Origin of the sequence: Pseudomonas orientalis (assembly GCF_022807995.1) — a bacterium.
GTDB lineage: Bacteria > Pseudomonadota > Gammaproteobacteria > Pseudomonadales > Pseudomonadaceae > Aquipseudomonas > Aquipseudomonas orientalis_B.
This window is the reverse complement of record NZ_CP094351.1, coordinates 4,078,712-4,104,126: the sequence shown is the minus strand read 5'-3', so window position 1 is coordinate 4,104,126 and position 25,415 is coordinate 4,078,712. Positions and strand designations below refer to the sequence as shown.

Here is a 25,415-nt window from a genome sequence, read left to right as displayed (position 1 = left end):
TGCAGTCTCCAGGGCCGTGAACTGCCAGGGAATCTGCAGCAAGGTCGGCGATGATTTTTGGCGCATCCAAGGTGCGTCGTAGGGAAGGTAAGCAAGATGGTACAGGTGAGAGCACACCAGCCGATCAACACCGACGGCAGTATCAATCTCGAGGCATGGCTGGATCATGCCGTCAGTGTCGACCCGGCACTGGACCGTGAAGCCTTGAAAGCAGCCTGCGAGTTCGCGCGTGAGTCTGAACAGCAGGACAATGCGGCCAAGAACCTGTGGGCGGAGGGCACTTCAAGCTTTCGTACCGGGTTGGAAATCGCCGAGATCCTGGCCGATCTCAAGCTGGACCAGGATTCGCTGATCGCCGCCGTGCTCTATCGCGGCGTACGTGAAGGGCATATCCCGTTGCCGACCGTCAGCCAGCGTTTCGGCGCGGTGGTGGCCAAGCTGATCGACGGCGTGCTGCGCATGGCCGCCATCAGCGCCAGCCTCAGCCCGCGCCAGTCGATGGTGCTGGGGACCCAGGGCCAGGTGGAAAACCTGCGCAAGATGCTGGTGGCGATGGTGGACGACGTGCGCGTCGCGCTGATCAAGCTGGCCGAACGTACCTGCGCGATTCGTGCGGTAAAAACCGCCGACGACGAGAAGCGCAACCGCGTCGCCCGCGAAGTCTTCGACATCTACGCGCCGCTGGCGCACCGCCTGGGCATCGGTCATATCAAATGGGAGTTGGAGGACCTGTCCTTCCGCTACCTCGAACCCGATCAATACAAACAGATCGCCACGCTGCTGCATGAGCGGCGGCTCGATCGCGAGCGCTTTATCAGCGATGTGATGGGTCAGTTGCGCTCCGAGTTGCAGGCCACCGGCGTCGATGCCGACATCAGCGGTCGCGCCAAGCACATCTATTCGATCTGGCGCAAAATGCAGCGCAAGGGCCTGGCATTCAGCCAGATCTACGACGTGCGGGCCGTGCGTGTACTGGTGCCGGAAATGCGCGATTGCTACACCGCGCTGGGGATCGTCCATACCCTCTGGCGGCATATTCCCAAAGAATTCGACGACTACATCGCCAACCCTAAGGAAAACGGCTATCGCTCGCTGCACACGGCGGTGATCGGCCCCGAAGGCAAGGTGCTGGAGGTGCAGATCCGCACCCACGCCATGCATGAAGAGGCGGAGTTGGGCGTCTGCGCGCATTGGCGCTACAAGGGCACCGACGTGAAGGCCGGGTCCAACCAGTACGAAGAAAAGATCTCCTGGTTGCGCCAGGTGCTGGAATGGCACGAAGAACTCGGCGACATCGGCGGCCTGGCCGAGCAATTGCGCGTGGATATCGAGCCGGACCGGGTCTACATCTTCACCCCTGACGGCCATGCCATCGACTTGCCCAAGGGCGCCACGCCGCTGGACTTCGCTTACCGCGTGCACACCGAAATCGGCCACAACTGCCGGGGCGCCAAGATCAACGGGCGCATCGTGCCGCTCAACTACAGCCTGCAAACCGGTGAGCAGGTCGAGATCATCACCAGCAAGCACGGTACGCCGAGCCGCGACTGGCTGAACCCGAACCTGGGCTACATCACCACCTCGCGGGCGCGGGCGAAGATCGTCCACTGGTTCAAGCTGCAGGCCCGCGACCAGAACGTCGCGGCCGGCAAGACCCTGCTCGAACGCGAACTGGCGCGCCTGGGCCTGCCCCAGGTGGACTTCGACAAGCTGGCCGAAAAGGCCAACATGAAGATCGCCGAAGACATGTTCGCCGCCCTCGGTGCCGGTGACCTGCGCCTGGCGCAACTGGTCAACCTGGCCCAGCAACTGGTGGAGCCGGAGCGCGGCAACGAACAGCTGGAACTGATCCCGCGCAAGGCCACCGGCTACAAGCCCGGCAAGCGTGGCGATATCCAGATCCAAGGCGTAGGCAACTTGATGACGCAAATGGCCGGCTGCTGCCAGCCGCTGCCGGGCGACGCCATCGTCGGCTACATCACCCAGGGCCGCGGCGTGAGCATTCACCGCCAGGACTGCGCCTCGGTGCTGCAACTGGGCGGGCGCGAGCCGGAGCGAATCATCCAGGTCAGTTGGGGGCCGGTGCCGGTGCTCACCTATCCGGTGGACATCATCATCCGCGCCTACGACCGTTCCGGTTTGCTGCGTGACGTCTCGCAAGTGCTGCTCAATGAGCGGATCAACGTACTCGCGGTCAACACCCGTTCGAATAAAGAGGACAACACCGCGCTGATGTCCCTGACCATCGAGATTCCGGGGCTGGACGCGCTGGGACGGTTGCTGGGGCGGATTTCCCAGTTGCCGAACATCATTGAGACACGGCGTAATCGCACCCCTGGGTGAACGCAGTTGAATAATGTGGGAGGGGGCTTGCCCCCGATGAGGGAGGGTCAGTTGGCACTTATATTGACTGACCCACCGCTATCGGGGGCAAGCCCCCTCCCACACTGGATTTTCAGTGGAAAGAGATCGATGTATTCACTAGATGACCTGCTGCACTTGATGAACCGCCTGCGCGATCCGCAATACGGGTGCCCTTGGGACATCAAGCAAACCTACGCCAGTATCGTGCCGCATACCCTTGAAGAGGCCTACGAGGTGGCCGATGCCATCGAGCGCGGCGACTTCGATCATCTGCAAGGCGAGCTGGGCGACCTGCTGTTCCAGGTGGTGTATTACAGCCAACTGGCGCGCGAAGAAGGGCGCTTCGAGTTTGCCGCAGTGATCGACAGCATCACGCGCAAGCTGATCCGGCGTCATCCCCATGTGTTTCCTACCGGCGATCTTTATGCACCGCTGGATATCCCGCAATTGAGCGAAGAGCAGGTCAAGCAGCGCTGGGAGCAGATCAAGGCCGAGGAGCGTGCGGAGAAATCCGCCGCACCCGAGCAACTGTCCCTGCTCGATGATGTACCCACCGCGTTGCCGTCTTTGTCCCGTGCGGCCAAGTTGCAGAAGCGCGCCAGCCAGGTCGGTTTCGACTGGCCGTCCGCGTTGCCGGTGGTGGATAACGTACGCGAAGAGCTCGATGAAGTGCTCGAAGCCATGGCCGATAACGATCCGTCAGCGATTGCCGATGAGGTCGGCGATCTGTTGTTCGCGGCGGTCAATCTGGCCCGTCACCTCAAGGTCGACCCTGAAACTGCGCTGCGTGGCGCCAATGCCAAGTTCGAGCGACGTTTCCGATTTATCGAACAGGCATTGCGCGACACGCACCAACCCATAGAAGATTGCACCCTCGAAACGTTGGACGCCCTGTGGGGCGAAGCCAAACGCCAGGAAAAGAATGTATCCAGCTGCGGTTGAGCAGTTGCCCAAGTGAGTAAGCACCATGAGCCTTTCCCTTCGCGACCAGTTGCTCAAAGCAGGTCTGGTCAACCAAAAGCAGGCCAAACAGGTCGGCAAAGAGAAGCAGAAACAGCAGCGTCTGGTCCACAAGGGCCAGGCCGAAGTCGATGACACCCAGGCACGCCTGGCGGCCGAGGCGCACGCCGAAAAGGTCAAACGCGACCAGGAGCTGAACCGCCAGCAGCAGGAAAAAGCCGAGGCCAAGGCCCGTACGGCCCAGGTCAAGCAATTGATCGAAACCTCGCGCCTGCCGAAGTTGACCACCGAGGACTACTACAACTTCGTGGATGACAAGAAGGTCAAGCGCCTGTCGGTCAACACGCTGATGCGCAATAAACTGAGCAATGGCTCCCTGGCCATCGTGCACCACGGCGGTGGCTACGAAGTGATCCCGCGCGAAGCCGCGCTGAAGATCCAGGAGCGCGCGCCGGAACGTATCGTGCAGCTCAACCTCCTGACCGAAAGCCAGGTGCCGGATGAAGATGATCCGTACGCCGCCTACCAGATCCCGGATGATCTGATGTGGTAAGGCCGTAGAAACAACAAACCCCGCCAACAGGCGGGGTTTGTGTTTTTACCGTGCAGCGTCTGCCGGATTACCAATCCACCGCGTAGCTCAGGCTGAAGGTGCGACCTTCGGCATTCGGGTACGGTGCGCGGGCATTGGCCTGGGCGAACATGTTCTGGTAGTTGCGGTTGGTGAGGTTGTACACCGCCCCCTCGAGGCGACCGACCGGCAGCCTGACCGAGCCCAGCAGGTCAACCAGGGTGTAGCCCTGGATATCGCGACCATTGTTGTCCTTGAAGGCCGCGTCATAATTGGCCAGGCGCATGCCCTGCAGGCGCAGGCTGTAGTCGTCACGCTGATAGCCGACAAAGGCGGTGGTCTTGGCCGGGGAAATACGCGTGGCGGGCAGGTCGATCCATTTGCCGTTCTGCTGGGTTTCGCCTTTGGAATATGCGTAGGTGCCGCCTACCGACCACTCGTCGGTGACGTTGTACGTCAGGCTGGTTTCGATACCGCGCACGCGCTCTTTCTGATTGATCAGGCGCAGCACGCGGTCATTGGCATCATAGAACTGGGTGACATCCGAGGTGTTTTCATACGCCGTGACATTGGCCAGCCACTTGTCCCAGTTGCCACGCCAGCCCAGCTCATAGCTGTCGACTTTCAGCGCCTGGGCGTTGAGGTCCTGGATGTTGTAGGTGCTGTTGACGTCACGCAGGAAACGCTGGATATCCGGCAGGGAAAAACCCTGGCTGAAGTTGGCGAACACGTCCTGGTTTTCACTCAGGTGGTACACCGCGCCGAGGTTGTAGAGCGTGTCGTCATACTTGAGGGTGCCGCCCGGCAGCGTTGCGCGGTTGCCGGTCTGAACGATTTCGCCGTAGGCGATGCTGTCGTCGACTTCACTCTGGATCCATTCGCGGCGCACGCCACCGCGCAAGGTCCAGTCGCCGATATCATAGGACAGCTGGCCGAAGATGGCCTTGGTGGTGGTCTGGATGTCCGGGCCCAACTCGAAGGTGGTCCCGGTCTTGGTGTAGGTCAGGCCGTTGACCCGGTATTGGTCGCCGCGTTGACGCGAGGTTTCGTGATCGTAGTCGGCGCCCCACACCAGGTTGCCGGTCGCGGGGCCGATGTCCGGCATCTGTGTGTCGATGGCGGCGCGCAGGCCATATACGTCCTGCACGCTGTTGTTGTCCGAGACGCCGGCCCGGCCCCGGGACAGGTCCGGGAAGAACAGCGCATCGGCGCGGCGCCAGTAGCTTTCCACCTGCAGGCCCTGGCCGTAGAAGTCCTTGTCGGCATAATTGAGGTTGACCGCCTGGTTGTGAGTGGACGGCTGGTCGTCCAGATCCAGGCCCTTCACCGCGACGGCCTCGCTGGTGATGCGCGGGTTCTTGGTGTAGCGGGTGTCCTGTTCGTCTTTGTAGTCCTGCAGCGACAGGCTGATCTTCTTGTCGTCATCGAGCGTATAGCCGAAGCGGCCTTGCAGATCGTAGGTGTCGGTGTCCATGTTGCTGCCCTGGGACGTGTCCTGGGGAATGCGCTTGCCGTTGCCGTCGAACTGGTCGTTGCGTTGCACCGTGTTGCCCGACACATACCAGTCCAGCGGGCCCTCGCGGCCTGTTGCACTCTGGAAGGCCTGGTAGGAAAAGCCTTTGCGGCTGAGATTGTCACCGGCCGTCATGCCGATCTTGCTGCTGAAGGCCAGGTCTTCACCGGTGTTGCGCTTGGTGATGATGTTGATGATGCCGCCCGATGCGCCGGCGCCGTAGACACTGCTGGCGCCGGAAATCACTTCAATGCGCGCGATGCTCTCCGGGGCCACGCTGTTGAGCTGGCGGAAGTTGTCGCGCGTGGCGTTCTGGGACACCCCGTCGATCAGGATCAGCGTATTGCGCCCGCGCAGCGTCTGGCCGAAGTTGCTCATGCCGCCGCTGGAAGGGGCGATGCCAGGCACCAGTTGCCCGAGGATATCGGCAACCCGGCGTCCTGCCGACGTCTGCTGGCGGATCTGTTGCTCATCGATAACCTGCACCGAGCCCGGGATCGCCGCGATGCTGGTTTCACTGCGTGTGGCCGAAACCACCGTGGCCTGTAGTTGCAGACTGGTCGCCGCTGGCGTTTCTTCCGTTTGATCGGCCCAGGCGGGGGCACTGATCGACCCGAGCAGGGGCAGCAGAATCGCCCATTGTGTTGTATTCATGACCTTGCCTTTGAGTTATTAGAAGTATTGACAGAAAAATCGGACATTTCAGGTGTTCGGGTGAACGAACGAATTGCGCGGATGCCCAGTGCAGCCAGGGCATACGTCAGCGCCACCAGCCAGAAGCTGTGCGCCAGGCCCACCATTGCCATGCCGATGCCCCCCAGCAGCGCGCCGCACAACGCGCCGGCCTTGGCGGCGCTGTTGCCCATGCCCAAGGCAAATCCCTGCTGGCTGGGGGCAACGGTATTGGCGATCAAGGTGTAGGCGACCGGCAGCAACGCGCCCTGCCATACGCCCCACAGCAGGCGACTGGCAAGGAACCCCAGCCATTCGCCGGCCATCGCCGTGAAGGCCAGCGTCAGGGCGCAGAACCAGGTGACCCATTCGATGATGTGCAGCGTGCGCGCGGGTGAGTGGCGGTCGAACAAGCGGCCCCACAGCGGCGCGGACAGCGCCAGGGTCAGCGCGCTGGCGGCATAGCTGGCGCCGATCAGCCATGCGGGCGCATGCAGAATATCGGCAACATACAAAGCGTAGAACGGTTGCGGCATCATCTTGGCAGCCTGGATCAATACGATGATTCCCAGCATCGCGCCGAGCCAACCTTTGGGAAGTGCAGCGGGCTTGGACGTGAGCGCAGGTCTCGAGCGTGGTGAATCGCTGGGTAGAAACACGCTGATTATTGCGCACAACAGGCAGACAGCGGTGGCGCTGTAGCACAGCAAAGCGAAACCGGATATATCCATCAGCCAGCCACCCAGCACCGGCCCGGCCAGGGAGCCCACGGCAGTGGCTGATTGCAGCCGGGCCAGAATATGCCCGCGACCGCCGTCGCCGCAGCAGGCCAGTGCATAGGCCTGGGCTGCCGCGATAAAACCGGCCAACGCACCTTGCGCCACACGAATGAGTACGAGCAGCCAGGGGTCGTAGGTAATGCCGGCCAGCGCCTGGCATACCGCCAGCGCGAGCAGCGCCCGGATGATCATCGGCTTGTGGCCGGTGCGATCACCCAGTCTTCCCCACATGGGCGTGAGGATCATCGCTGCCATCATCGGCCCGGCGTACACCAGCGAAGAAAGCAGACCGGTGTAGTGAGCGTTCGCAGTGCCAAGCAGTTTCTGGATCTGCAACGGCCAGAAAGGCCCGCTCATTTCCATGGCGCCCATCGACACCAGCTGAATCACCACCAGCAAGCGCAGCGCAGTGCTGTTAGCCGACATTGGCGGCAGTGCTCAACGGGTTGGGCAGACGCCCGACGATATCGGCGTGGCTTTCCATCAGCCGCATGCGCATAAACGACTTGGCCGGCCAGTCCTGTTCCAGCAGCGCGGCCCGTTCGGTCAGCCAGCGTTGGGGGTCGACTTGGCTGCGCACGTCATCAAAGCACTGGCTGACCTGCGCTGACAGTTCGTCCCACAACAGCGCCTGGTCAATATCGAAGTGGCGCGCGCAGAGCAATACCAATTCGCCCAGATGGCACATGAACACCGTGTGCAGCAACTTGTCGCGCACGAAACCCGCATCGTCGTACAAGGTCATCTTCGGATCGTGCAATTCGATATCCAGGCCTTGGACGTGCAAGGTCTTGCGGTCGATGCGGATATCGCCGAAATCGCGCAACAGCAGGCGGCTGACGTGCCCGTCTGCGCCCATGACCATAAAGGAATTCTGTTGATGGGCCTCGAAGGCCACGCCATAGCGCAGGTACATGCCCAGCAGGGCGGGCACTGCGATGGATGCGTAGTCCTTGAAGAATGCGCGGATGGCCTGTGCGTCGTCGGTGCCTTTGCTCAGGCGGACCCACTGGCGGAGCAGCGGCTGCCCATGCTGGTCGGTGGCGAACAGACTGCCTACCGGGATGGCCATCTCGCCCGTTTCAAGCAGGCTTTGCGGGTTGTCGCGGTAGAGTACGGCCAGGTGGCGGGAGTGTTCGTCATTTACCGGTTGTGGCTTGAAATGCACGCCGAGCCGTTCGGGCACGATGCTGAGCAGGCGCTGGATGTCGGGCTCGCGCGCCAGAATGGTCTGCAGCAGATGGCTGATTCGCGGGCCCATGCGCGCCGAGCGGGGTGACACCGTGCGCTGCACGCTGGTCAGGCGCAGAGAAACCGGAAGCTTGACCATTGGCGCGTCGCTGCGGCCTTCAGGCAGGACGGTCCTGAACGACATGGTCGGGTGCGCCGTGAAGGCAACGATGTCGGTCAGCACCAGCAGCCGATCGGCGATTTCGTTGGCGAACAGGTGCGGCAGCTCCTGGCGAGCTTGCCAGGGGTGGGCAGGCAGCGGCAGATAATCGCCGGCCTCAAGGCCGAGGGCGGTCAGTTGTGCTGTCAATTGGCCGGCGGCGTGCGGGAACTGGTGTTGCCACCACTGCCAGTAATCCGCAGTCCCGGCCAGGCTTTCGACATGGGCGTACTGACGGTGCAGGGCGCACAGCAAGACCGGGAAACGCGCTTCGAACTCCGGCGAGAAATCGATTACTTGTTCAGTGCCCAGACCCAGCTTCGTCTTGTAGTTCGGGTGCCAGGGATGACCGAGCGTACCCCATTGTTCAAGCACTGACGTCGGGTTGCCAACGCCTGGGTCATTCTTCAGATAGCCGAGCAGGTTGCCCTGGTGCAGAGGGGCCATTGCGGCCTGCAACTGCAGCGTCCATTGCTCGTGAAACGCCAGGCACAGGGTATCGTTGATGAAGCTGTCGTCGATCTCTGTGTTGAGTCGGTCCAGCACCTCCGGGGCGGCGGGTGATGCGAGACGGGTGTTCAGCAAGCTCAGCAACTGCGACGGGAATTGGATCTTCTGCTCAGGCTGCCCAGCCTTCAGGACGCTGACCTTGCCGCGCAAATCCCAACTGGCCATGCGGCCGGGGCGCAGATGCTCGAAGCGCACGCGGGTCTGGTCCGGCAGCAGCAGCCAGCAGTGGCCGTGCTCGTCGTGGCTGAGGGTGTCTGGGTCAAGCAGACCTTCACGAAACAATGCCTGGATCAGACGCTGGAAACTGCGCTCGCAGGCGGGCGCCAGGGTTGCGACCAGCGTATCGAGCGTAATATGCCTGGCCTGGAATTGACGGGTGGCGAGTGCTTCACCCCAGCGACCAAGCAGGGATTGTTCCGGTGTGGTGACGTGTCCGTGCATCAAGTCAAACTCCGTTTCCGTGGGGTCGAGTAAAAGCGCAGCGATACTATCGAGAATCATTACCAAATGTCTATTTGTTGTTACGCTTTTTGCGGAAACGATTATTCAGCGGGCGAACGGCGTGTTTAAAAACGAAAACCCCGCTCAAAAGGCGGGGTTTTCGTTTGCAGGCGGCCTGGCTGCGTGGGCCGGGCGTCTACGCGATTTCGGAATTTCAGGAGCCTTGTGCCTGGCGTTTCATCTCAAGCGATTCAAGTTCATTTTTATAATTATGGGCATCGCTCTCGTTGTGGAACATGCCGACCAGCAAATCTTGTTGATGTACATCCCAGATGTGAATCCCGTGGCCCAGCGCTTCATGGGACATATGTTCATCGTCGCGTTCAGTTACTTTTACAGTCATCTGCTTGCTCCAATCTCTGGTTGATCTGCGGCAAGTCGTCGCAGGTCTTTGTTATATGAGTTGTTAGCTTGCTAAGTAAACTGGTTTTGCGTGCAACAATTCATTGCAGGAAACGCAACAGTGCTGGAGGCCTCGTAAACCGTGGCATTTGGTTGCAGGGAGGCGGTTTAGATGACAAAGGTTTCATGTTCTGGGGGTAGGCTGCTTACGCCATCGGGGGCAAGCCCCCTCCCACATTTGAAATGCATTCCAAGTGTGGGAGGGGGCTTGCCCCCGATGAGGCCAGAAGCTTCACAGCAAATATCCAGGCGAAAAAAAGCCCCGCATTCAGCGAGGCTCTTTTCAACTCATCAGGGCTATCAGCTACCCTTGACGGCCTTACCGTCAACAGTGCCATCCTGCAGCATGATGTTGTATTCCTTACCGTCCGTCTCAACCTGACGCAAGGCAACCAGAATGCCGCCCTGGTCCTTGGCAAACCACATCTGCGTGATGCGCTTGCTCTGGGAGGGGTCACGCACGCGCTCAACCTTGATCGCGTCAATGGCGCCCACCTTGGTCTGGACCTTTTCCGCGCCAATGACGCGGAAGTCATAGGTATCGACGTCAGTGCCTTCGGCCACGCGATAGCTCATGCTTTTCTTGCCGGCCGCCACATCTCGCTGAAGCGCGAGTTGATAGGTGGACTTATCGAGCATGCCGCTTTCGAGGGTGACGTTGACCGGGTCCTTGTTTTCAAAACCGGTGATTTTCTTGGTCGCCTGGTCGAAATCCAAGTTGATCTTCTTCGCTTTGCCCAAGCCGCCGCGCTCGAAGCTGTAGCTCTTGGGTTGCAGGGTGTCCTTGTCGAACAGGATCACGCTGGTTTCGGTCAGGCTGGCAATCATCATTGAGGCCTTGAAGTTCAAGGTCCAGGTGCCGTCGCCGTTTTTGGTCAGGCTGCGTTCAGCCGAACCGCTCATGGGCAGCTGCTTCCAGTCGGCGGTGTAGCTGACGGAGAAGGGGTGAAGGTCTGCCGCTTGCACGGCAGGCAGAGCGAACAGCGCAAAAGCGAAAAGCAGGGCGCGACGCATAAAATCTCCTAGGTTCGAATCAAGTGGCCGCTGGCCGCAAGTAACTGACCGTCCAATAATGCACCCTGTTCACCCAGAATCAACCGACCCTCGGCAAACCAGCGAACAGCCAGCGGGTAAATCCTGTGTTCCTGGGTATGAACCCGTTGCGCAAGCGTCTGCGCCGAGTCGCCTGACTCTACCGGAACCACTGCCTGTACGACCAGAGGCCCGCCATCGAGTTCCTCGGTGACAAAGTGCACGCTGCAGCCATGCTCGCTGTCACCGGCGTCGAGGGCGCGCTGATGGGTGTGCATGCCTTTATATTTGGGCAGCAGGGACGGGTGGATATTGAGCAGGCGGCCTGCGTAATGACGCACGAAATCCGCGCTGAGAATACGCATGAAGCCGGCCAGGACGACGAGCTTGGGGTCGAAGGCGTCGATCAGTTCGATCAAGGCCTGGTCGAAAGCCTCGCGACCTTCGAACGCCTTGTGATCCAGCGACCGGGTCTCGATGCCCGCGTCCCGGGCGCGTTGCAGGCCGTAGGCGTCGCTGCGGTTGGAAATCACCGCAGCGATGCGCACCGGGCTGTTGCCGGTACGCGTGCTATCGATCAGGGCCTGCAGGTTACTGCCGGTGCCGGAAAGCAGCACCACGACATCACAGGTTGCGGGCATCCGCTCGTGCATCAATGGGCCTTAAGGTTCTTCAGTTCAACCTGGGCTGCGCCTTCGGCAGCCGTGGCGATCTGGCCGATGACCCAAGGCTGCTCGCCGGCTTCGCGCAATACGTTCAGCGCGCTTTCAACGTGCTCCTGCGCCACGCAGATGACCATGCCCACGCCGCAGTTGAGCACGCGGTGCATCTCGGTTTCGTTGACGTTGCCTTTCTCCTGCAGCCAGTCGAAGACTGCAGGGCGCTGCCAGCTGGCCACATCGACAATCGCCTGGGCGCCTTTTGGCAGTACGCGCGGGATGTTGTCCAGCAGGCCGCCGCCGGTGATGTGGGCCATGGCTTTGACAGCGCCGGTATCCTTGATCAGCTTGAGCAGTGGCTTGACGTAAATGCGTGTCGGGGCCATCAGCAGGTCGGTCAGTGGCTTGCCGTCAAGCTGGATGTTTTCGATGTCGGCGCCGGACACTTCGATGATCTTGCGGATCAGCGAGTAGCCGTTGGAGTGCGGGCCGGAGGATGGCAGGGCGAGCAGCGCGTCGCCGGCAGCCACTTTGGAGCCGTCGATGATTTCGGATTTTTCCACCACGCCGACGCAGAAACCCGCCAGGTCGTAGTCTTCGCCTTCGTACATGCCTGGCATTTCAGCGGTTTCGCCGCCCACCAGTGAGCAACCCGACAGTTCGCAGCCGGCGCCGATGCCGGTGACCACCTGGGTCGCGGTCTCGACATTGAGCTTGCCGGTGGCGTAGTAGTCGAGGAAGAACAACGGCTCGGCGCCGCATACCACCAGGTCGTTGACGCACATGGCGACCAGGTCGATGCCGATGCTGTCGTGCTTGTTCAGGTTCAGGGCCAGGCGCAGCTTGGTCCCCACGCCGTCGGTGCCGGATACCAGGACAGGCTGCTTGTAGCCGGCCGGGATTTCGCAGAGGGCGCCGAAACCGCCCAGGCCACCCATGACTTCGGGGCGCGCAGTGCGCTTGGCGACGCTCTTGATGCGTTCGACCAATGCTTCACCGGCGTCGATGTCTACACCGGCGTCCTTGTAGCTCAGGGAGGGTTGCTTGCTCATGATCCAGGCCTTTAAGGGGGATTTCTGGGTAACGACCGGGCGGGCGGGCACTTTTGGCAAAGGCTCGGCCGTCGACGGTCTGCGAAGGCGCGCGATTTTATCAGGCTTGAGGGGCAGCGGCCATCCTCGGGCCGACGGGCAGGGCATATGAGCTTAAAAAAACCGGAATCGGCGCGGTAATGGAGCGTATTAAGGTATAGCCTTGATCCCGCTATCGTTATGACAGTATGAAAACTTGTCGAGACCCGTGAATGTTTTACCGGTCGCTGTGTCACAGCCTTGCCAAACCGAGATCACGCGGTCTGTTCCAGCCGCTAAATTTGTCGTTCGGGAATCTTCCATGCGTCTGTGTAAATTCTTTTTTGTAGGCTGCTTGTCATTGGTCAGCCTGGCGAGTCATGCCGAAACCCTCAATGGCCTCTATCAAGTCCTCGAACCGGTCAGCAGCCAGTCGCCCCAGGAGCGTGACCAGGCCACCCAGCGCGCCGTGCAGACCCTGGTCATCCGCTTGACCGGTGATGCCAAGGCCGCCGAGGGCCCAGGCCTGGCGGCAATCCGCAAGGACCCGCAGCAAATCATCAGCCAGTACGGCTACGACGCCGGCCCGCCGGAAAGCCTGCAAGTGGATTTCGACCCGGTCAGCACCGATCGTGCCCTGCGCGACGCCGGGTTGGCCATCTGGGGCAGCAATCGACCGTCGATCCTCGGCTGGTGGCTGAACGACTCCACCGATGGCAGCAGTCTGGTCGGCGACGGCCAGGCGGTGGCGCAGGCGCTGCGTCGGGCGGCCCAGCACCGCGGCTTGCCGCTGCGCCTGCCGCTGGGAGACCTGGACGAACAGGTCGTCGCCACCGCGCAGAATCTGGAAAGCCCAGACGCCACGCCGCTGCGCGCCGCCTCCGAGCGCTATGGCGCCGATGCGTTGCTGGCGGTGCATGCGCGCCAGGAAGGCAGCCAGTGGCAGGCCAAATGGCGCCTGTGGCTGGGCGACAAGACCGAGCAGGGCAGCGTGCAGGGGGCTGACACCGCCGCGGTTGCCGATGCGGTATTGCTCGCGGTCAGTCAGACGCTGGCACCGCGCTTTGCGGTCAAGCCGGGGGTCAGCTCCGAGCAACTGCTTGAGGTGCAGGGCATGAACCTGGAGCGCTACGCCGTCCTGGGTCGGTTGCTGGAGCCCTTTGGTGGCCAGCCGCAACGGGTGGATGGCGACCGAATTGTGTATCGCGTCAATGGCAGCGCCGAGCAGTTGCGCACCCAGTTGAGTCTGGCCAGGCTGCAGGAAGTGCCGGCCGGTGAAATCCCCGTCCAGCAACCGCCGGCCGATGGCGCACAGCCGGCCGCCGCGCCCGAGCCTCAGGCGCAGTTACGTTTTCACTGGTAAGTAGATAAGCGGTAAGTGGTCTTCCTTCTATAGAAGAGGGAAGCCAATAACAGAGGAAGTGGTTTATGGCGGATACGCGTCGTTGGGTGTGGCTTGGCGGGATTGTCCTGCTGTGCGTTTTTGTGTTCCTGCTGCATTCGATCCTGACGCCGTTTCTGGTGGCGTTGCTGCTCGCCTATCTGTTCGATCCCGTGGTGGATCGCCTGGAGAAAGCCGGCCTGTCGCGAACCTGGGGTGTGATCGCGGTTTTTGCCTTGTTCACCCTGATCATCACCGCCCTGGTGCTGGTGCTGGTGCCGATGCTGGCCAAGCAGCTGTATCGACTTTACGAACTGGCGCCGCAGATGCTCGACTGGTTGCAGCACACGGCGATGCCCTGGGCCCAGGCCAAGCTGGGGCTGTCGGACGGGTTCTGGAAGTTCGACAAGGTCAAGGCGGCAATCAGTGAGCATATGGACAAGACCACCGATATCGTCAGTATGGTGCTCAGCCAGGCAACCGCTTCCAGCCTTGCGCTGATCGGCTGGCTGACCAATCTGGTGCTGATTCCGGTGGTGGCGTTCTATCTGCTGCGGGACTGGGACATCATGATGGCCAAGATCCGCAGCCTGCTGCCGCGCGACCGCGAGGAGCGCATCGTGTCCCTGGCCGGCGAATGCCATGAAGTATTGGGCGCGTTCGTACGTGGGCAACTGCTGGTGATGTTGGCGCTGGGCATCATCTACGCCGCCGGCTTGATGGCGATCGGCCTTGAGCTGGGCCTGTTGATCGGCCTGATTGCCGGCCTTGCTGCGATCGTGCCTTATATGGGCTTTGTGATTGGTATCGGCGCGGCGCTGGTGGCGGGGCTGTTCCAGTTTGGTGGTGATCTGTACCCGATGTTGGGAATTGTCGCGGTATTCATGGTCGGTCAGGCACTGGAAGGCATGGTGCTGACGCCGCTGCTGGTGGGCGATCGGATTGGCTTGCATCCCGTGGCGGTGATCTTTGCGATCCTGGCGGGCGGTGAGCTGTTCGGCTTTACCGGCATCCTGCTGGCGCTGCCGGTGGCGGCGGTGATCATGGTGCTGGTGCGGCATGTTCACGATCTGTACAAGGATTCGGACGTGTACACGGGCGTTGAAGACCCCGATCTGTAATCGCAGCATCACAAACCCGGCTCATCACCGGGTTTGTTGTTATGGGGTGAGTGCGTCAAACAATTCGCGTAAAACCAGCAGGTTAACGCAAACCTTTGATTTTGCTTGTGGTCTGCTGCATTGTGCGCTCGGCGCCACACGTATAAACTTTGCAAACTTTACACAGAGGCCACTAACGGTTCGATGGGAGCCGTTCAGTCAGCATGAAACCGATTCAGCTGCCCTTAGGTGTGCGTCTGCGTGACGACGCTACCTTTATCAATTACTACCCAGGCGCCAATGCCGCTGCACTCGGCTATGTCGAGCGCCTCTGCGAAGCCGACGCCGGGTGGACTGAAAGCCTGATCTATCTGTGGGGCAAGCATGGCGTAGGGCGTACCCACTTGCTGCAAGCCGCGTGCCTGCGCTTCGAGCAAATGGGCGAGCCGGCGGTCTACCTGCCGTTGGCCGAGCTGATGGACCACGGGGTCGGGATTTTCGACAGCCTCGAACAATACGAACTGGTGTGTCTTGACGATTTGCAGGCCATCGCGGGCAAGGCGGATTGGGAAGAGGCGCTGTTCCACCTGTTCAACCGCCTGCGCGACAGCGGCCGGCGCCTGTTGATCGCCGCATCCACCTCGCCACGTGAACTGCCGGTGAAGCTGGCCGACCTCAAGTCGCGCCTGACGCTGGCGTTGATCTTCCAGATGCGCCCCCTGTCCGACGAGGACAAATTGCGCGCCCTGCAACTGCGCGCCTCGCGTCGCGGCCTGCACCTGACCGACGAGGTCGGGCATTTCATTCTCACCCGTGGCACGCGCAGCATGAGCGCCTTGTTCGATCTGCTTGAACAGCTCGACCAGGCCTCATTGCAGGCCCAGCGCAAGCTCACCATCCCATTCCTGAAGGAAACCCTCGGCTGGTAGCCAGCCCTTGCGTTTCCAGGCTTTCGGCAAATTCCAGGCGCCAGAAAATATGCGTTTGAGCCGGTTTGGCCACGCAAGAGGCAGGTATCAGGGATCAAGGGCTTAGATGGCATGGTCCAAACAAGAAGTCACAAAGAACTCGATTGAATTTGCAAATCGATGTGATAGCGGGCATAGTCTCGCCTTCTTTACACATCAGCCACGGTCGTGCCCATGCTAAATCGCTTCGCACCCCTCGTGCCTCTCGCACTCGTTACCCTGTTGTTTGGTTGCGCCTCCCACCCTCAGCAGGTGGCAGAACAGCAAAAACCCCAGGTTCAAAATCAGGCTAAATTCGTTGCTGCACAGTCTGCTTCTGTTTATGAAGAAGAGCTGGCAACCGAAAAAGAACTCGCCGATTTCTCCGGCAGCAAGCCTTACCAACTCCCCGTTCTGGCCGACAGCATTCTCGAGCGCGGCATGTCCCTGATCGGTACCCGCTACCGTTTCGGCGGCACTTCCGAAGCCGGTTTCGACTGCAGCGGTTTTATCGGCTATCTGTTTCGTGAAGAAGCCGGCATGAATCTGCCGCGCTCCACCCGCGAAATGATCAACGTGAAAGCACCGTTGGTCGCGCGCAACAACCTCAAGCCCGGTGATCTGCTTTTCTTCAGTACAGCCGGTCGCGGTCGGGTCAGCCACGCCGGTATCTACCTGGGCGATAACCAGTTTATCCACTCCAGCAGCCGCCGCAGCGGTGGGGTGCGGGTCGATAACCTGGGCGACAGCTACTGGAGCAAGACCTTCATCGAAGCCAAGCGCGCACTCGCCATGGCTCCCGCTACGGTTACCGCCAGTAAGTAAAGTTAAAGTGATACTTGAAGTTTGACGCGTAAGCGCTAGAATCCCTGGACATTGCTGTAATCCGTTCGCGCGAGCCCTGCTTGCGCGTTCTGGTTTTCAGCGTTCGGCAGCGAAAGCCGCATCCAGTCCAGGATTGTTCTGCACATGTCGACCTCGGCCCGCCTTATTCTGCTTGTTTGCGCCGCGCTCCTCAGCGCCTGCGCGAACCGTCCACCGCCGCCCGCTCCCGTAGCGGTCAAGCCCAAGCCGGTGTTCAACTATTCCACCCAGAACTTTTCGCCTGCCGCGGAAGACGTGCTCTTCCGCGCGCTGGGTCTGGTGGGTACGCCTTATCGTTGGGGCGGCAACACGCCGGACTCGGGGTTTGATTGCAGCGGGCTGATTGGCTTTGTCTACCGTGACGCGGCGGGTATTTCTTTGCCGCGTACTACTCGCGAGCTGATCGTGATGCGTGCTCAGGACGTCAGCGAGCAGAACCTGCAAACCGGTGACCTGTTGTTCTTTGCCACCGGTGGTGGTTCGCGGGTCAGTCACGCCGGGATCTATGTGGGCGAGGGCCGTTTTGTGCACGCACCGCAGACCGGCGGTACAGTGAAGCTGGATACGCTGTCCAAGGCGTATTGGCAGAATGCTTACCTGAGCGCCAAGCGCGTGCTGCCGGCCAACCTGGCACGCAATCCCTGAGTCAGACATAGATTCAAATGTAGGAGGGGGCTTGCCCCCGATAGCGGTGTGTCAGCCACTGGAGATAGTGACTGATACACCGCCATCGGGGGCAAGCCCCCTCCCACATTGTTTTGTGGTGTGCCTGAGAGGGTTTACTTGGCAGCGGAAACCCGCCACACCTTATTGCCCACATCATCCGCCACCAGCAAAGCGCCTTGCTGATCGATCACCACCCCCACTGGCCGACCCATGGCGTTCTCATCTTTATCAAGGAACCCGGTCAGCACATCCACCGGCTTGCCCTTAGGCTGCCCACCCTCGAACGGCACGAAGATCACCTTGTAGCCACTGTGCGGCTTGCGATTCCACGAGCCATGCTGGCCGATGAACGCACCGTTGCTGAACTGCGCCGGTAGTTTGCTGCCTTGCGCGAAAGTCAGCCCCAATGACGCGGTATGCGGGCCGACCGCATAGTCCGGCGCAATGGCTTTGGCCACCAGCTGCGGGTTCTGCGGCGTGACGCGCACGTCCACATGTTGCCCGTAATAGCTGAAAGGCCAGCCGTAGAACGCGCCATCCTTGACCGAGGTGATGTAGTCCGGCACCAGGTCACTGCCGATTTCATCGCGTTCGTTCACTGCCGTCCACAGCTTGCCGCTCTGGGGTTCCCAGGCCATGCCGTTGGGGTTACGCAGGCCGGAGGCGAAAATACGGTGCTGGCCCGTGGCGCGGTCCACTTCCCAGATCGCCGCCCGGCCTTCTTCGGCTTCCAGACCGTTCTCGCCGACGTTGCTGTTGGAGCCGACGCTGACATACAGCTTGCTGCCATCCTGGCTGGCCACCACGTTTTTGGTCCAGTGATGGTTGAGGCTGCCACCCGGTAAGTCGACAACCTTGGTGCCGGCCGCCTTGATCGCGGTTTCGCCAGGCTGGTAGGGGAAACGCAGCAACTTGTCCGAGTCCGCCACGTACAGGTCGTTACCGACCAGGGCCATGCCGAACGGCGAGTTGAGGTTTTCCAGGAACACCGTGCGCGTTTCGGCGACACCGTCGTGGTCGGCATCGCGCAGCAGGGTGATGCGGTTCGGGCTCGGCACACCCGCGCCGGCGCGGCCCATGACTTTTTCCATGACCCAGCCGCGAATGCCTTTGGTGTCATCCGGCTTGGGCGGTGCGTTGGTCTCGGCCACTAGTATGTCGCCATTGGGCAACACATAGAGCCAGCGCGGATGCTCCAGGCCCTCGGCAAATGCGGCCACCTGCGTGCCGGCTGCGGCAGTTGGCTTGGCACCTTCTGGCCAACCGACAGCCGGCGCGATGTTTACGGTGGGGATCAGCGTCTTGTTCGGTTCCGGCAACCGGGGCGAGGGTCCGGTGCCATCTGCCACCTGCAGAGTGGAGCTTTCTCCGCAGGCGGCGAGGGTGCCGGCGAACATGATCAGTAAGGCGAGTCTGGTTTTATGCATGGTGTTCTCCTGAATACCTGTAAGGGTAGAGAAGCACATCACCTTGATGGTTCAAGTACAGGGCCAGCTTTAATTGACGCTCCACCCCCAACCCACTAACCTTCGCGGCTTGTTCCAGGTGCTCTGTGGCGTTTGCGTCGACAGAGTGAAACAGGGAAGCCGGTGAGTGAGCGCACTTGTACACAGTGCTGCCGCAATTCCGGCGCTGCCCCCGCAACGGTAAATGAGTCAAGACGGCGCTGTTGGCCACTGTATCGCAGGCGATATGGGAAGGCGCGCCGTTGGCCGGCACTGTCTTTTACACAGGCAGAGCGCCACTCATGAGCCCGGAGACCGGCCTGAAACATTCAACAGCATCACGGTGGGCGATGCTTGGCTGTCTGTTTTATTTTTTCCTGCCCGCCGTTTTTGTCCAGCCCCAACGGAGAGCTGCCATGACCGATACCCCCGACCGCGAAGAACGCCACCTGGCGCGCATGCTGCGCAAAAAAGCCGTGATCGATGAACGCATCGCCAATTCGCCCAATGAGTGCGGTTTGCTGCTGGTGCTGACCGGCAACGGCAAGGGCAAGAGCAGTTCCGCCTTCGGCATGCTGGCCCGGGCCATGGGCCATGGCATGCAATGCGGCGTGGTGCAGTTCATCAAGGGGCGCCACAGTACCGGCGAAGAGCTGTTCTTCCGCCGTTTCCCCGAGCAAGTGCACTTCCATGTGATGGGCGAAGGCTTCACCTGGGAAACCCAGGATCGCCAGCGCGATATCGCGGCCGCCGAAGCGGCCTGGGCCGTCTCCCGGGCGATGCTCAATGACCCCTCCATCGGCCTGGTAGTGCTGGACGAATTGAACATTGCGCTCAAGCACGGCTACCTCGATCTGGACCAGGTGCTCAGCGACCTGCAAGCCCGTCCGCCGATGCAGCACGTGGTGGTCACCGGCCGTGGCGCCAAGCCTGAACTGATCGAAATGGGCGATACCGTCACCGAAATGGGCATGCTCAAGCACGCGTTCCAGGCCGGTATCAAGGCTCAGAAAGGCGTCGAACTTTGAATCAGCCCCGTCATTGCCCGGCCGTATTGATCGCCGCACCGGCGTCCGGTCAAGGCAAAACCACCGTCACCGCCGCGTTGGCGCGTTTGCACCGCAACCTGGGGCGCAAGGTCCGCGTATTCAAATGCGGGCCGGACTTTCTTGACCCGATGATTCACGAACGCGCCAGTGGCGCGCCGGTGTATCAATTGGACATGTGGATGGTCGGCGAGCAGGAAAGCCGTCGCCTGTTGTGGGAAGCGGCGGGGGAGGCCGACCTGATCCTGATCGAAGGCGTGATGGGCCTGTTCGACGGCACCCCGTCCAGCGCCGACCTGGCGCGGCATTTCGGTGTACCGGTGCTGGGCGTGATCGACGGCACGGCCATGGCGCAGACCTTTGGCGCGCTCGCGCTGGGCCTGGCGCGCTACCAGCCGGACCTGCCGTTCGCCGGGGTGCTCGCCAACCGCGTCGGCACGCTGCGCCATGCGCAGTTGCTGGAGGGCAGCCTGACCGAAGGGTTGCGCTGGTACGGCGCGCTGTCGCGCGAAACCGGTATTGAATTGCCCAGCCGACACCTGGGCCTGGTGCAAGCCAGCGAACTGAATGACCTTGACGCGCGTCTGGACGCCGCCGCCCAGGCGCTGGGCAGCAGTTGCGAAGTGGCCGTGCCGCCGCCGGTGACGTTTGCCGCGCCCGAAGTCATCGAGGCCGAGCCGCTGCTCGCCGGGGTACGCATTGCGGTAGCCCGTGACGAAGCCTTCGCCTTTACCTACGGCGCCAGCCTCGACCTGCTGCGGGCAATGGGGGCCGAGTTGAGCTTCTTTTCCCCGATCCATGACTGCGTATTACCTGCGGTCGACAGCCTCTATCTGCCAGGCGGCTACCCGGAGCTGCATCACCAGGCGCTGTCGGAAAACATCTCGATGCTTGAGGCGATCCGCGCCCATCATGCCGCCGGCAAGCCATTGCTCGCCGAGTGTGGCGGCATGCTGTATTTGCTCGACTCGCTGACCGATGTCGACGGCAATCGTGCCGAACTGCTCGGCCTGCTGCAGGGCGATGCCGTGATGCAAAAGAAATTGGCGGCCCTGGCGCTGCAAAGCGTGGAGCTGCCCGAGGGCACGTTGCGCGGGCATACCTATCACCACTCCTTGACCAGCACTGAGTGGGAACCGATCGCTCGCGGGCTGAGCCCCAATGGCGGGCGCGGGGCCGAGGCGGTGTATCGGCAGGGGCGGATGACGGCCTCTTATGTGCATTTTTACTTTCCGTCCAATCCGACCGCGGTGGCCGCGCTTTTTGCGCCAGCCCCTGACACCGCTATCGGGGGCAAGCCCCCTCCCACATTGGATGGGGTTTCAACTCGGTCAATTGTGGGAGGGGGCTTGCCCCCGATGAGGCCATGACTGACCACGCCTTCCCCGAGCCCGACCGCCAAGCCGTCTACCGCGCCATCGCCGAACGCCGCGACATGCGCCATTTCAGCGGCGGCACCGTCGCGCCTGAATTACTGCAGCGCCTGCTCCAGGCCGCCCACCAGGCACCGAGCGTCGGCTTGATGCAGCCGTGGCGCTTTATCCGCATCAGCGATCGTCAATTGCGGGGGCGGATTCAACACCTGGTGGAAGAGGAGCGCATCCGCACCGCCGAGGCCCTGGGCGAGCGTTCCGACGACTTCATGAAGCTCAAGGTCGAAGGCATCCACGACTGCGCCGAAGTACTGGTGGCGGCGCTGATGGAGGATCGCGAGCGGCACATCTTCGGCCGTCGCACCTTGCCGGAAATGGACATGGCGTCGTTGTCCTGCGCAATCCAGAACCTGTGGCTGGCCGCCCGCGTCGAGGGCCTGGGCATGGGCTGGGTCTCGTTGTTCGAGCCTCAGGCCCTGGCCGACCTGCTGGGTTTGCCGGCAGGCGCCAAACCCCTGGCGGTGCTGTGCCTGGGACCGGTCGCCGCGTTCTATCCGGCACCGATGTTGCAACTCGAAGGCTGGGCCGAGCCTCGGCCATTGAGTGACATGCTGTATGAAAACCTGTGGGGAGTGAGTCAATGAGTGTGGCCTTGCTGTGTGTCGCCGCGGTGGCGCTGGATGCGCTGCTGGGCGAGCCCAGGCGCTGGCATCCGCTGGTGGCGTTCGGCAATTTTGCCGGGCGTATCGAGCAGCGTTTCAACACGGGCGGGCGCGGCTGGCGCAGCCATGGCGTGACCGCGTGGTTCATCGCGGTGGTGCCGCTGACTCTGCTGGCCACCGCATTATCCTGGGCGCCTTATATCGGTTGGGTACTGGAAATCCTGGCGCTGTATTGTGCCCTGGGCATGCGCAGCCTGGGGGAGCATGTGATCCCGGTCGCCCAGGCCTTGCGCAGCGATGATCTGGAAGAAGCGCGCAAACGCGTGAGCTATCTGGTCAGCCGCCAGACCAGCGAGTTGGATCGCACCGAAGTGGCTCGCGCCGCCACCGAATCGGTGCTCGAAAACGGCAGCGACGCCGTGTTCGCCGCGCTGTTCTGGTTTGTGGTGGCCGGCGTGCCGGGCGTGGTGCTCTATCGCCTGAGCAACACCCTCGACGCCATGTGGGGCTATCGCAATGAACGCTTCGAACGCTTTGGCTGGGCGGCGGCGAAGATCGACGATGGGCTCAACTACATTCCTGCACGTCTGGTGGCATTAACCTACGCACTGCTGGGCAAGACGCGCCTGGCGCTTACATGCTGGCGCACCCAGGGTCCGACCTGGGACAGCCCCAACGCCGGCCCGGTGATGGCCGCTGGCGCCGGCGCGTTGGGCGTGGAACTGGGCGGCGCAGCGATCTATCACGGCGAGGTGCACCAGCGCCCGCCGTTGGGCGAAGGCCCGCCGGCCGACGCTGACGCCATCGACCGCGGCTGGCAACTGGTGCAGCGCGGCGTATGGTTGTGGCTGCTGATCCTGTGCGCGGGGGCGCAATTTTATGCTTGAACACGGTGGTCGGCTGCGTAAGGCCGCAATTGAATACGGGATCGCCGAAGCTGATTGGCTCGATTTGTCCAGTGGCCTGGCGCCCTGGCCATGGCCGATTCCCGAGATTCCTTTGCGCGCCTGGGCGCGTTTACCTGAAGTCGATGACGGCCTGGAGAAAGCGGCCAGCGACTACTACGGCGCCGCTCAGGTATTGCCGGTGCCGGGCTCCCAGGCCGCGATCCAGTTACTGCCGCGCCTGCGCCGTTCGGGCAAGGTCGGGGTGCTGTCGCCGTGCTATGCCGAGCACGCCGAGGCCTGGCGGCGTGCCGGTTATGTCGTACGCGAAGTGCAGGAGCAGGAAGTCGACTTCTTTCTCGACGGCCTGGACGTGCTGGTGGTGGTCAACCCCAACAATCCCACTGGCTTGAGCCTGTCCCCGGAGCGCTTGCTCGACTGGCATGCGCGGCTGGCCCAGCGTGGCGGCTGGCTCGTGGTGGACGAGGCCTTCATGGACGTTACCCCGCATTTGAGCCTGGCCAGTCACACCCATCAGGTCGGCTTGATCGTGATGCGCTCGTTCGGCAAGTTCTTCGGCCTGGCCGGCGTGCGCCTGGGCTTCGTGCTGGCCGAACGCAAGTTGCTCAGGTTGTTGGCCGAGCAGGTCGGGCCCTGGGCGGTCAGCGGGCCGACACGGGTGATTGGCCAGCACTGCCTGCGCGACAACGCCGGGCACACCCGCCAGCGCACACGCTGCATCGAGGCCGGCCAGCGTCTGTTCGACCTGCTGCAGCGCCGGGGCTTTGAACCCCACGGAGGCTGCGCCTTGTTCCAGTGGCTGATCACACCGCACGCCGAGCGCTTGCACGCATTCATGGCCCAGCGCGGCATCCTGCTGCGCCTGTTCGTGCACAACAGCAGCGTGCGTTTCGGCCTGCCCGACAGCGAGGCCGATTGGCAGCGTCTCGAGACGGCCCTGGCCGCCTACAAGGAAGCGACATGACCACGCTGATGGTGCAGGGCACCACCTCCGACGCCGGCAAAAGCACGCTGGTGACCGCGCTGTGTCGCTGGCTGGTGCGCCAGGGGGTCCCGGTAGCACCGTTCAAACCACAGAACATGGCGCTCAACAGCGCGGTGACTGCCGAAGGCGGCGAGATTGGTCGCGCCCAGGCGGTACAGGCGCAGGCCGCCAACCTGGCGCCCCACACCGATATGAACCCGGTGTTGCTCAAGCCCAACAGCGACACCGGTTCCCAAGTGATCATCCATGGCCGCGCCGTGACCAGCATGAACGCGGTCGCCTACCACGACTACAAGGCCATCGCGATGCAGGCGGTGCTGGCCTCCCACACACGGTTGAGCCAGGCCTATGCGGTGGTCATGGTCGAAGGCGCGGGCTCGCCGGCCGAAATCAACCTGCGCGCCAATGACATCGCCAATATGGGCTTCGCCGAGGCCGTGGACTGCCCGGTGCTGTTGATCGCCGACATCAATCGCGGCGGGGTGTTCGCCCATCTGGTCGGCACGCTGGAATTGTTGTCCCCCAGCGAACAGGCACGGGTCCGGGGTTTTATCATCAACCGTTTTCGCGGTGATATCGCGCTGTTGCAACCGGGACTCGATTGGCTGGAGGCGCGCACCGGCAAGCCCGTGGTGGGCGTGCTGCCCTATGTGATGGACCTGCACCTGGAGGCCGAAGACGGCATCGATCAGCGCCAGATCGACAAGGCCGCCCAGGTGCTCAAGGTGGTGGTGCCGGTGCTGCCGCGCATCAGCAACCACACGGATTTCGATCCGCTGCGCCTGCATCCTCAGGTGGATCTGCAATTTGTCGGGCCGGGCCAGCCGATCCCTGCCGCAGACTTGATTATCCTGCCGGGGTCGAAAAGCGTGCGCAGTGATCTGGCGTATTTGCGTGCCAGTGGTTGGGATACGGCCGTGGCGCGGCATTTGCGTTATGGCGGCAAGGTACTGGGGATTTGTGGCGGGTTGCAGATGCTCGGAGAGCAGGTGCATGACCCGCTTGGCCTGGAAGGAACCGCCGGCTCCAGTGACGGGTTGGGGTTGCTGGCGTTCAGTACCACGCTTGCCCAGGAGAAGCAGTTGCGCAATGTGCGCGGGCGGTTGTTGCTGGAGGACGCCGAGGTCAGCGGGTATGAGATTCATGCCGGCGTGACGAGCGGCGCGGCGCTGTCGAATGCCGCCGTGCGGCTCGATGATGGGCGCAGTGACGGTGCGCAGAGTGCCGATGGGCAGATTCTCGGGACGTACCTGCATGGGCTGTTCGAGACCCCGGCCGCGTGCAGTGCGTTGTTGCGCTGGGCGGGGTTGCAGGACGTGCAGGAGGTGGATTATCACGCGCTGCGTGAGCGGGATATCGAGCGGTTGGCGGATTTGGTGGAGAACCATTTGGATACCGGTTTGTTGCGCAGACTGTGTGGGCTTTGACGGTGTGTGTGCGGACAGAATGTGGGAGGGGGCTTGCCCCCGATGGCGGCCTCATGGCCGACTGGGATGTTGGATTGGACCGAGTACATATCCGTTTCTGCGGTCACGGCTGCTATGGGTTCCGCCCTTACGGCGGCTCACTTTTGAAAAGCGCAAAAGTAAGCAAAACGCTCTTGCCCCACCACTCGGCA

At 62.0% G+C, this 25,415-nt stretch carries 22 protein-coding genes and 1 riboswitch; of the genes, 14 read left to right on the top strand and 8 right to left on the bottom strand.

Translation table 11 applies throughout. The features are described 5' to 3' along the window. Nucleotides 1–96 precede the first annotated feature (96 nt). The 3 genes from relA to MRY17_RS18175 all read left to right on the top strand — a co-directional run bounded on the left by relA (nt 97) and on the right by MRY17_RS18175 (nt 3,877). The gene (gene relA / locus MRY17_RS18185; RefSeq protein WP_057721283.1) at nt 97–2,343 is read left to right on the top strand and encodes a GTP diphosphokinase; all 2,247 of its coding nucleotides are present in this window, start codon (nt 97–99) and stop codon (nt 2,341–2,343) included. Between the two features lie 129 nt (nt 2,344–2,472). Then, nucleotides 2,473–3,306 (top strand): nucleoside triphosphate pyrophosphohydrolase, encoded by an 834-nt coding sequence (gene mazG, locus MRY17_RS18180; protein WP_181285046.1) that lies wholly within the window; start codon nt 2,473–2,475, stop codon nt 3,304–3,306. 25 nt (nt 3,307–3,331) lie between these two features. Further along, complete coding sequence (locus MRY17_RS18175) at nt 3,332–3,877, top strand: DUF2058 domain-containing protein (protein ID WP_057011833.1); 546 nt, start codon at nt 3,332–3,334, stop codon at nt 3,875–3,877. Nucleotides 3,878–3,944: 67 nt separating this feature from the next. Here the strand turns inward: MRY17_RS18175 and MRY17_RS18170 are convergent, their stop codons facing one another. From MRY17_RS18170 to purM, 7 genes are all read right to left on the bottom strand, one after another. Next, the gene (locus MRY17_RS18170; protein WP_243352627.1) at nt 3,945–6,062 is read right to left on the bottom strand and encodes a TonB-dependent receptor; all 2,118 of its coding nucleotides are present in this window, start codon (nt 6,060–6,062) and stop codon (nt 3,945–3,947) included. Then, complete coding sequence (locus MRY17_RS18165) at nt 6,059–7,285, bottom strand: MFS transporter (RefSeq protein ID WP_181285048.1); 1,227 nt, start codon at nt 7,283–7,285, stop codon at nt 6,059–6,061. The genes MRY17_RS18170 and MRY17_RS18165 overlap by 4 nt, the downstream gene beginning before the upstream one ends. Beyond that, nucleotides 7,275–9,200 (bottom strand): IucA/IucC family protein, encoded by a 1,926-nt coding sequence (locus MRY17_RS18160; RefSeq protein WP_243352626.1) that lies wholly within the window; start codon nt 9,198–9,200, stop codon nt 7,275–7,277. The genes MRY17_RS18165 and MRY17_RS18160 overlap by 11 nt, the downstream gene beginning before the upstream one ends. 214 nt (nt 9,201–9,414) lie before the next feature. Continuing rightward, complete coding sequence (locus MRY17_RS18155) at nt 9,415–9,603, bottom strand: hypothetical protein (protein WP_065893744.1); 189 nt, start codon at nt 9,601–9,603, stop codon at nt 9,415–9,417. A gap of 359 nt (nt 9,604–9,962) precedes the next feature. Further along, the gene (locus MRY17_RS18150) at nt 9,963–10,676 is read right to left on the bottom strand and encodes a DUF3108 domain-containing protein (RefSeq protein ID WP_057721289.1); all 714 of its coding nucleotides are present in this window, start codon (nt 10,674–10,676) and stop codon (nt 9,963–9,965) included. An 8-nt stretch (nt 10,677–10,684) separates the two neighbouring features. Further along, the gene (gene purN / locus MRY17_RS18145; protein ID WP_124424520.1) at nt 10,685–11,335 is read right to left on the bottom strand and encodes a phosphoribosylglycinamide formyltransferase; all 651 of its coding nucleotides are present in this window, start codon (nt 11,333–11,335) and stop codon (nt 10,685–10,687) included. A gap of 11 nt (nt 11,336–11,346) precedes the next feature. Next, entirely contained in the window at nt 11,347–12,405 is a 1,059-nt protein-coding gene (gene purM, locus MRY17_RS18140) for a phosphoribosylformylglycinamidine cyclo-ligase (protein ID WP_181285051.1), read from the bottom strand. Between the two features lie 340 nt (nt 12,406–12,745). Between purM and MRY17_RS18135 the strand changes: the two genes are divergently transcribed. The 5 genes from MRY17_RS18135 (at nt 12,746) to MRY17_RS18115 (ending at nt 17,360) form a co-directional block, all read left to right on the top strand. Continuing rightward, a complete protein-coding gene (locus MRY17_RS18135; protein ID WP_181285052.1) occupies nt 12,746–13,786 on the top strand; it encodes a DUF2066 domain-containing protein in 1,041 nt (346 codons plus the stop codon). A gap of 65 nt (nt 13,787–13,851) precedes the next feature. Continuing rightward, nucleotides 13,852–14,925 (top strand): AI-2E family transporter, encoded by a 1,074-nt coding sequence (locus MRY17_RS18130; protein WP_065884497.1) that lies wholly within the window; start codon nt 13,852–13,854, stop codon nt 14,923–14,925. Between the two features lie 203 nt (nt 14,926–15,128). Beyond that, nucleotides 15,129–15,833 (top strand): DnaA regulatory inactivator Hda, encoded by a 705-nt coding sequence (gene hda / locus MRY17_RS18125; RefSeq protein ID WP_191955580.1) that lies wholly within the window; start codon nt 15,129–15,131, stop codon nt 15,831–15,833. 213 nt (nt 15,834–16,046) lie between these two features. Further along, complete coding sequence (locus MRY17_RS18120) at nt 16,047–16,676, top strand: C40 family peptidase (RefSeq protein ID WP_057721295.1); 630 nt, start codon at nt 16,047–16,049, stop codon at nt 16,674–16,676. A gap of 144 nt (nt 16,677–16,820) precedes the next feature. Continuing rightward, the gene (locus MRY17_RS18115) at nt 16,821–17,360 is read left to right on the top strand and encodes a C40 family peptidase (RefSeq protein WP_065892596.1); all 540 of its coding nucleotides are present in this window, start codon (nt 16,821–16,823) and stop codon (nt 17,358–17,360) included. Between the two features lie 134 nt (nt 17,361–17,494). Here MRY17_RS18115 and MRY17_RS18110 read toward each other — a convergent pair whose 3' ends face one another. Next, nucleotides 17,495–18,808, bottom strand: a complete 1,314-nt coding sequence (locus MRY17_RS18110) for a PQQ-dependent sugar dehydrogenase (RefSeq protein WP_243352625.1) — start codon at nt 18,806–18,808, stop codon at nt 17,495–17,497. Nucleotides 18,809–18,907: 99 nt separating this feature from the next. Then, a riboswitch (cobalamin riboswitch) is annotated at nt 18,908–19,164 on the top strand. A gap of 78 nt (nt 19,165–19,242) precedes the next feature. Here MRY17_RS18110 and cobO point away from each other — a divergent pair. Genes cobO through MRY17_RS18080 form a run of 6 tightly spaced genes read left to right on the top strand, consistent with a single transcriptional unit; the run spans nt 19,243 to nt 25,224 of the window. Then, nucleotides 19,243–19,854: a cob(I)yrinic acid a,c-diamide adenosyltransferase gene (gene cobO, locus MRY17_RS18105; protein ID WP_181285055.1), complete on the top strand. Its 612-nt coding sequence runs from the start codon at nt 19,243–19,245 to the stop codon at nt 19,852–19,854. Then, complete coding sequence (locus tag MRY17_RS18100) at nt 19,851–21,242, top strand: cobyrinate a,c-diamide synthase (protein WP_243352624.1); 1,392 nt, start codon at nt 19,851–19,853, stop codon at nt 21,240–21,242. Before cobO ends, MRY17_RS18100 begins: the two co-directional genes overlap by 4 nt. Then, the gene (gene bluB / locus MRY17_RS18095; RefSeq protein WP_191952149.1) at nt 21,239–21,889 is read left to right on the top strand and encodes a 5,6-dimethylbenzimidazole synthase; all 651 of its coding nucleotides are present in this window, start codon (nt 21,239–21,241) and stop codon (nt 21,887–21,889) included. The genes MRY17_RS18100 and bluB overlap by 4 nt, the downstream gene beginning before the upstream one ends. Then, nucleotides 21,886–22,794 carry an adenosylcobinamide-phosphate synthase CbiB gene (gene cbiB / locus MRY17_RS18090; RefSeq protein WP_181285058.1) on the top strand — a complete coding sequence of 303 codons (909 nt, stop codon included), beginning with the start codon at nt 21,886–21,888 and terminating at the stop codon, nt 22,792–22,794. The genes bluB and cbiB overlap by 4 nt, the downstream gene beginning before the upstream one ends. After that, on the top strand, nt 22,787–23,776 hold the full coding sequence (gene cobD, locus MRY17_RS18085) for a threonine-phosphate decarboxylase CobD (RefSeq protein WP_181285059.1): 990 nt from the start codon (nt 22,787–22,789) through the stop codon (nt 23,774–23,776). The genes cbiB and cobD overlap by 8 nt, the downstream gene beginning before the upstream one ends. Next, entirely contained in the window at nt 23,773–25,224 is a 1,452-nt protein-coding gene (locus MRY17_RS18080; RefSeq protein WP_181285060.1) for a cobyric acid synthase, read from the top strand. The genes cobD and MRY17_RS18080 overlap by 4 nt, the downstream gene beginning before the upstream one ends. Nucleotides 25,225–25,415 lie beyond the last annotated feature (191 nt).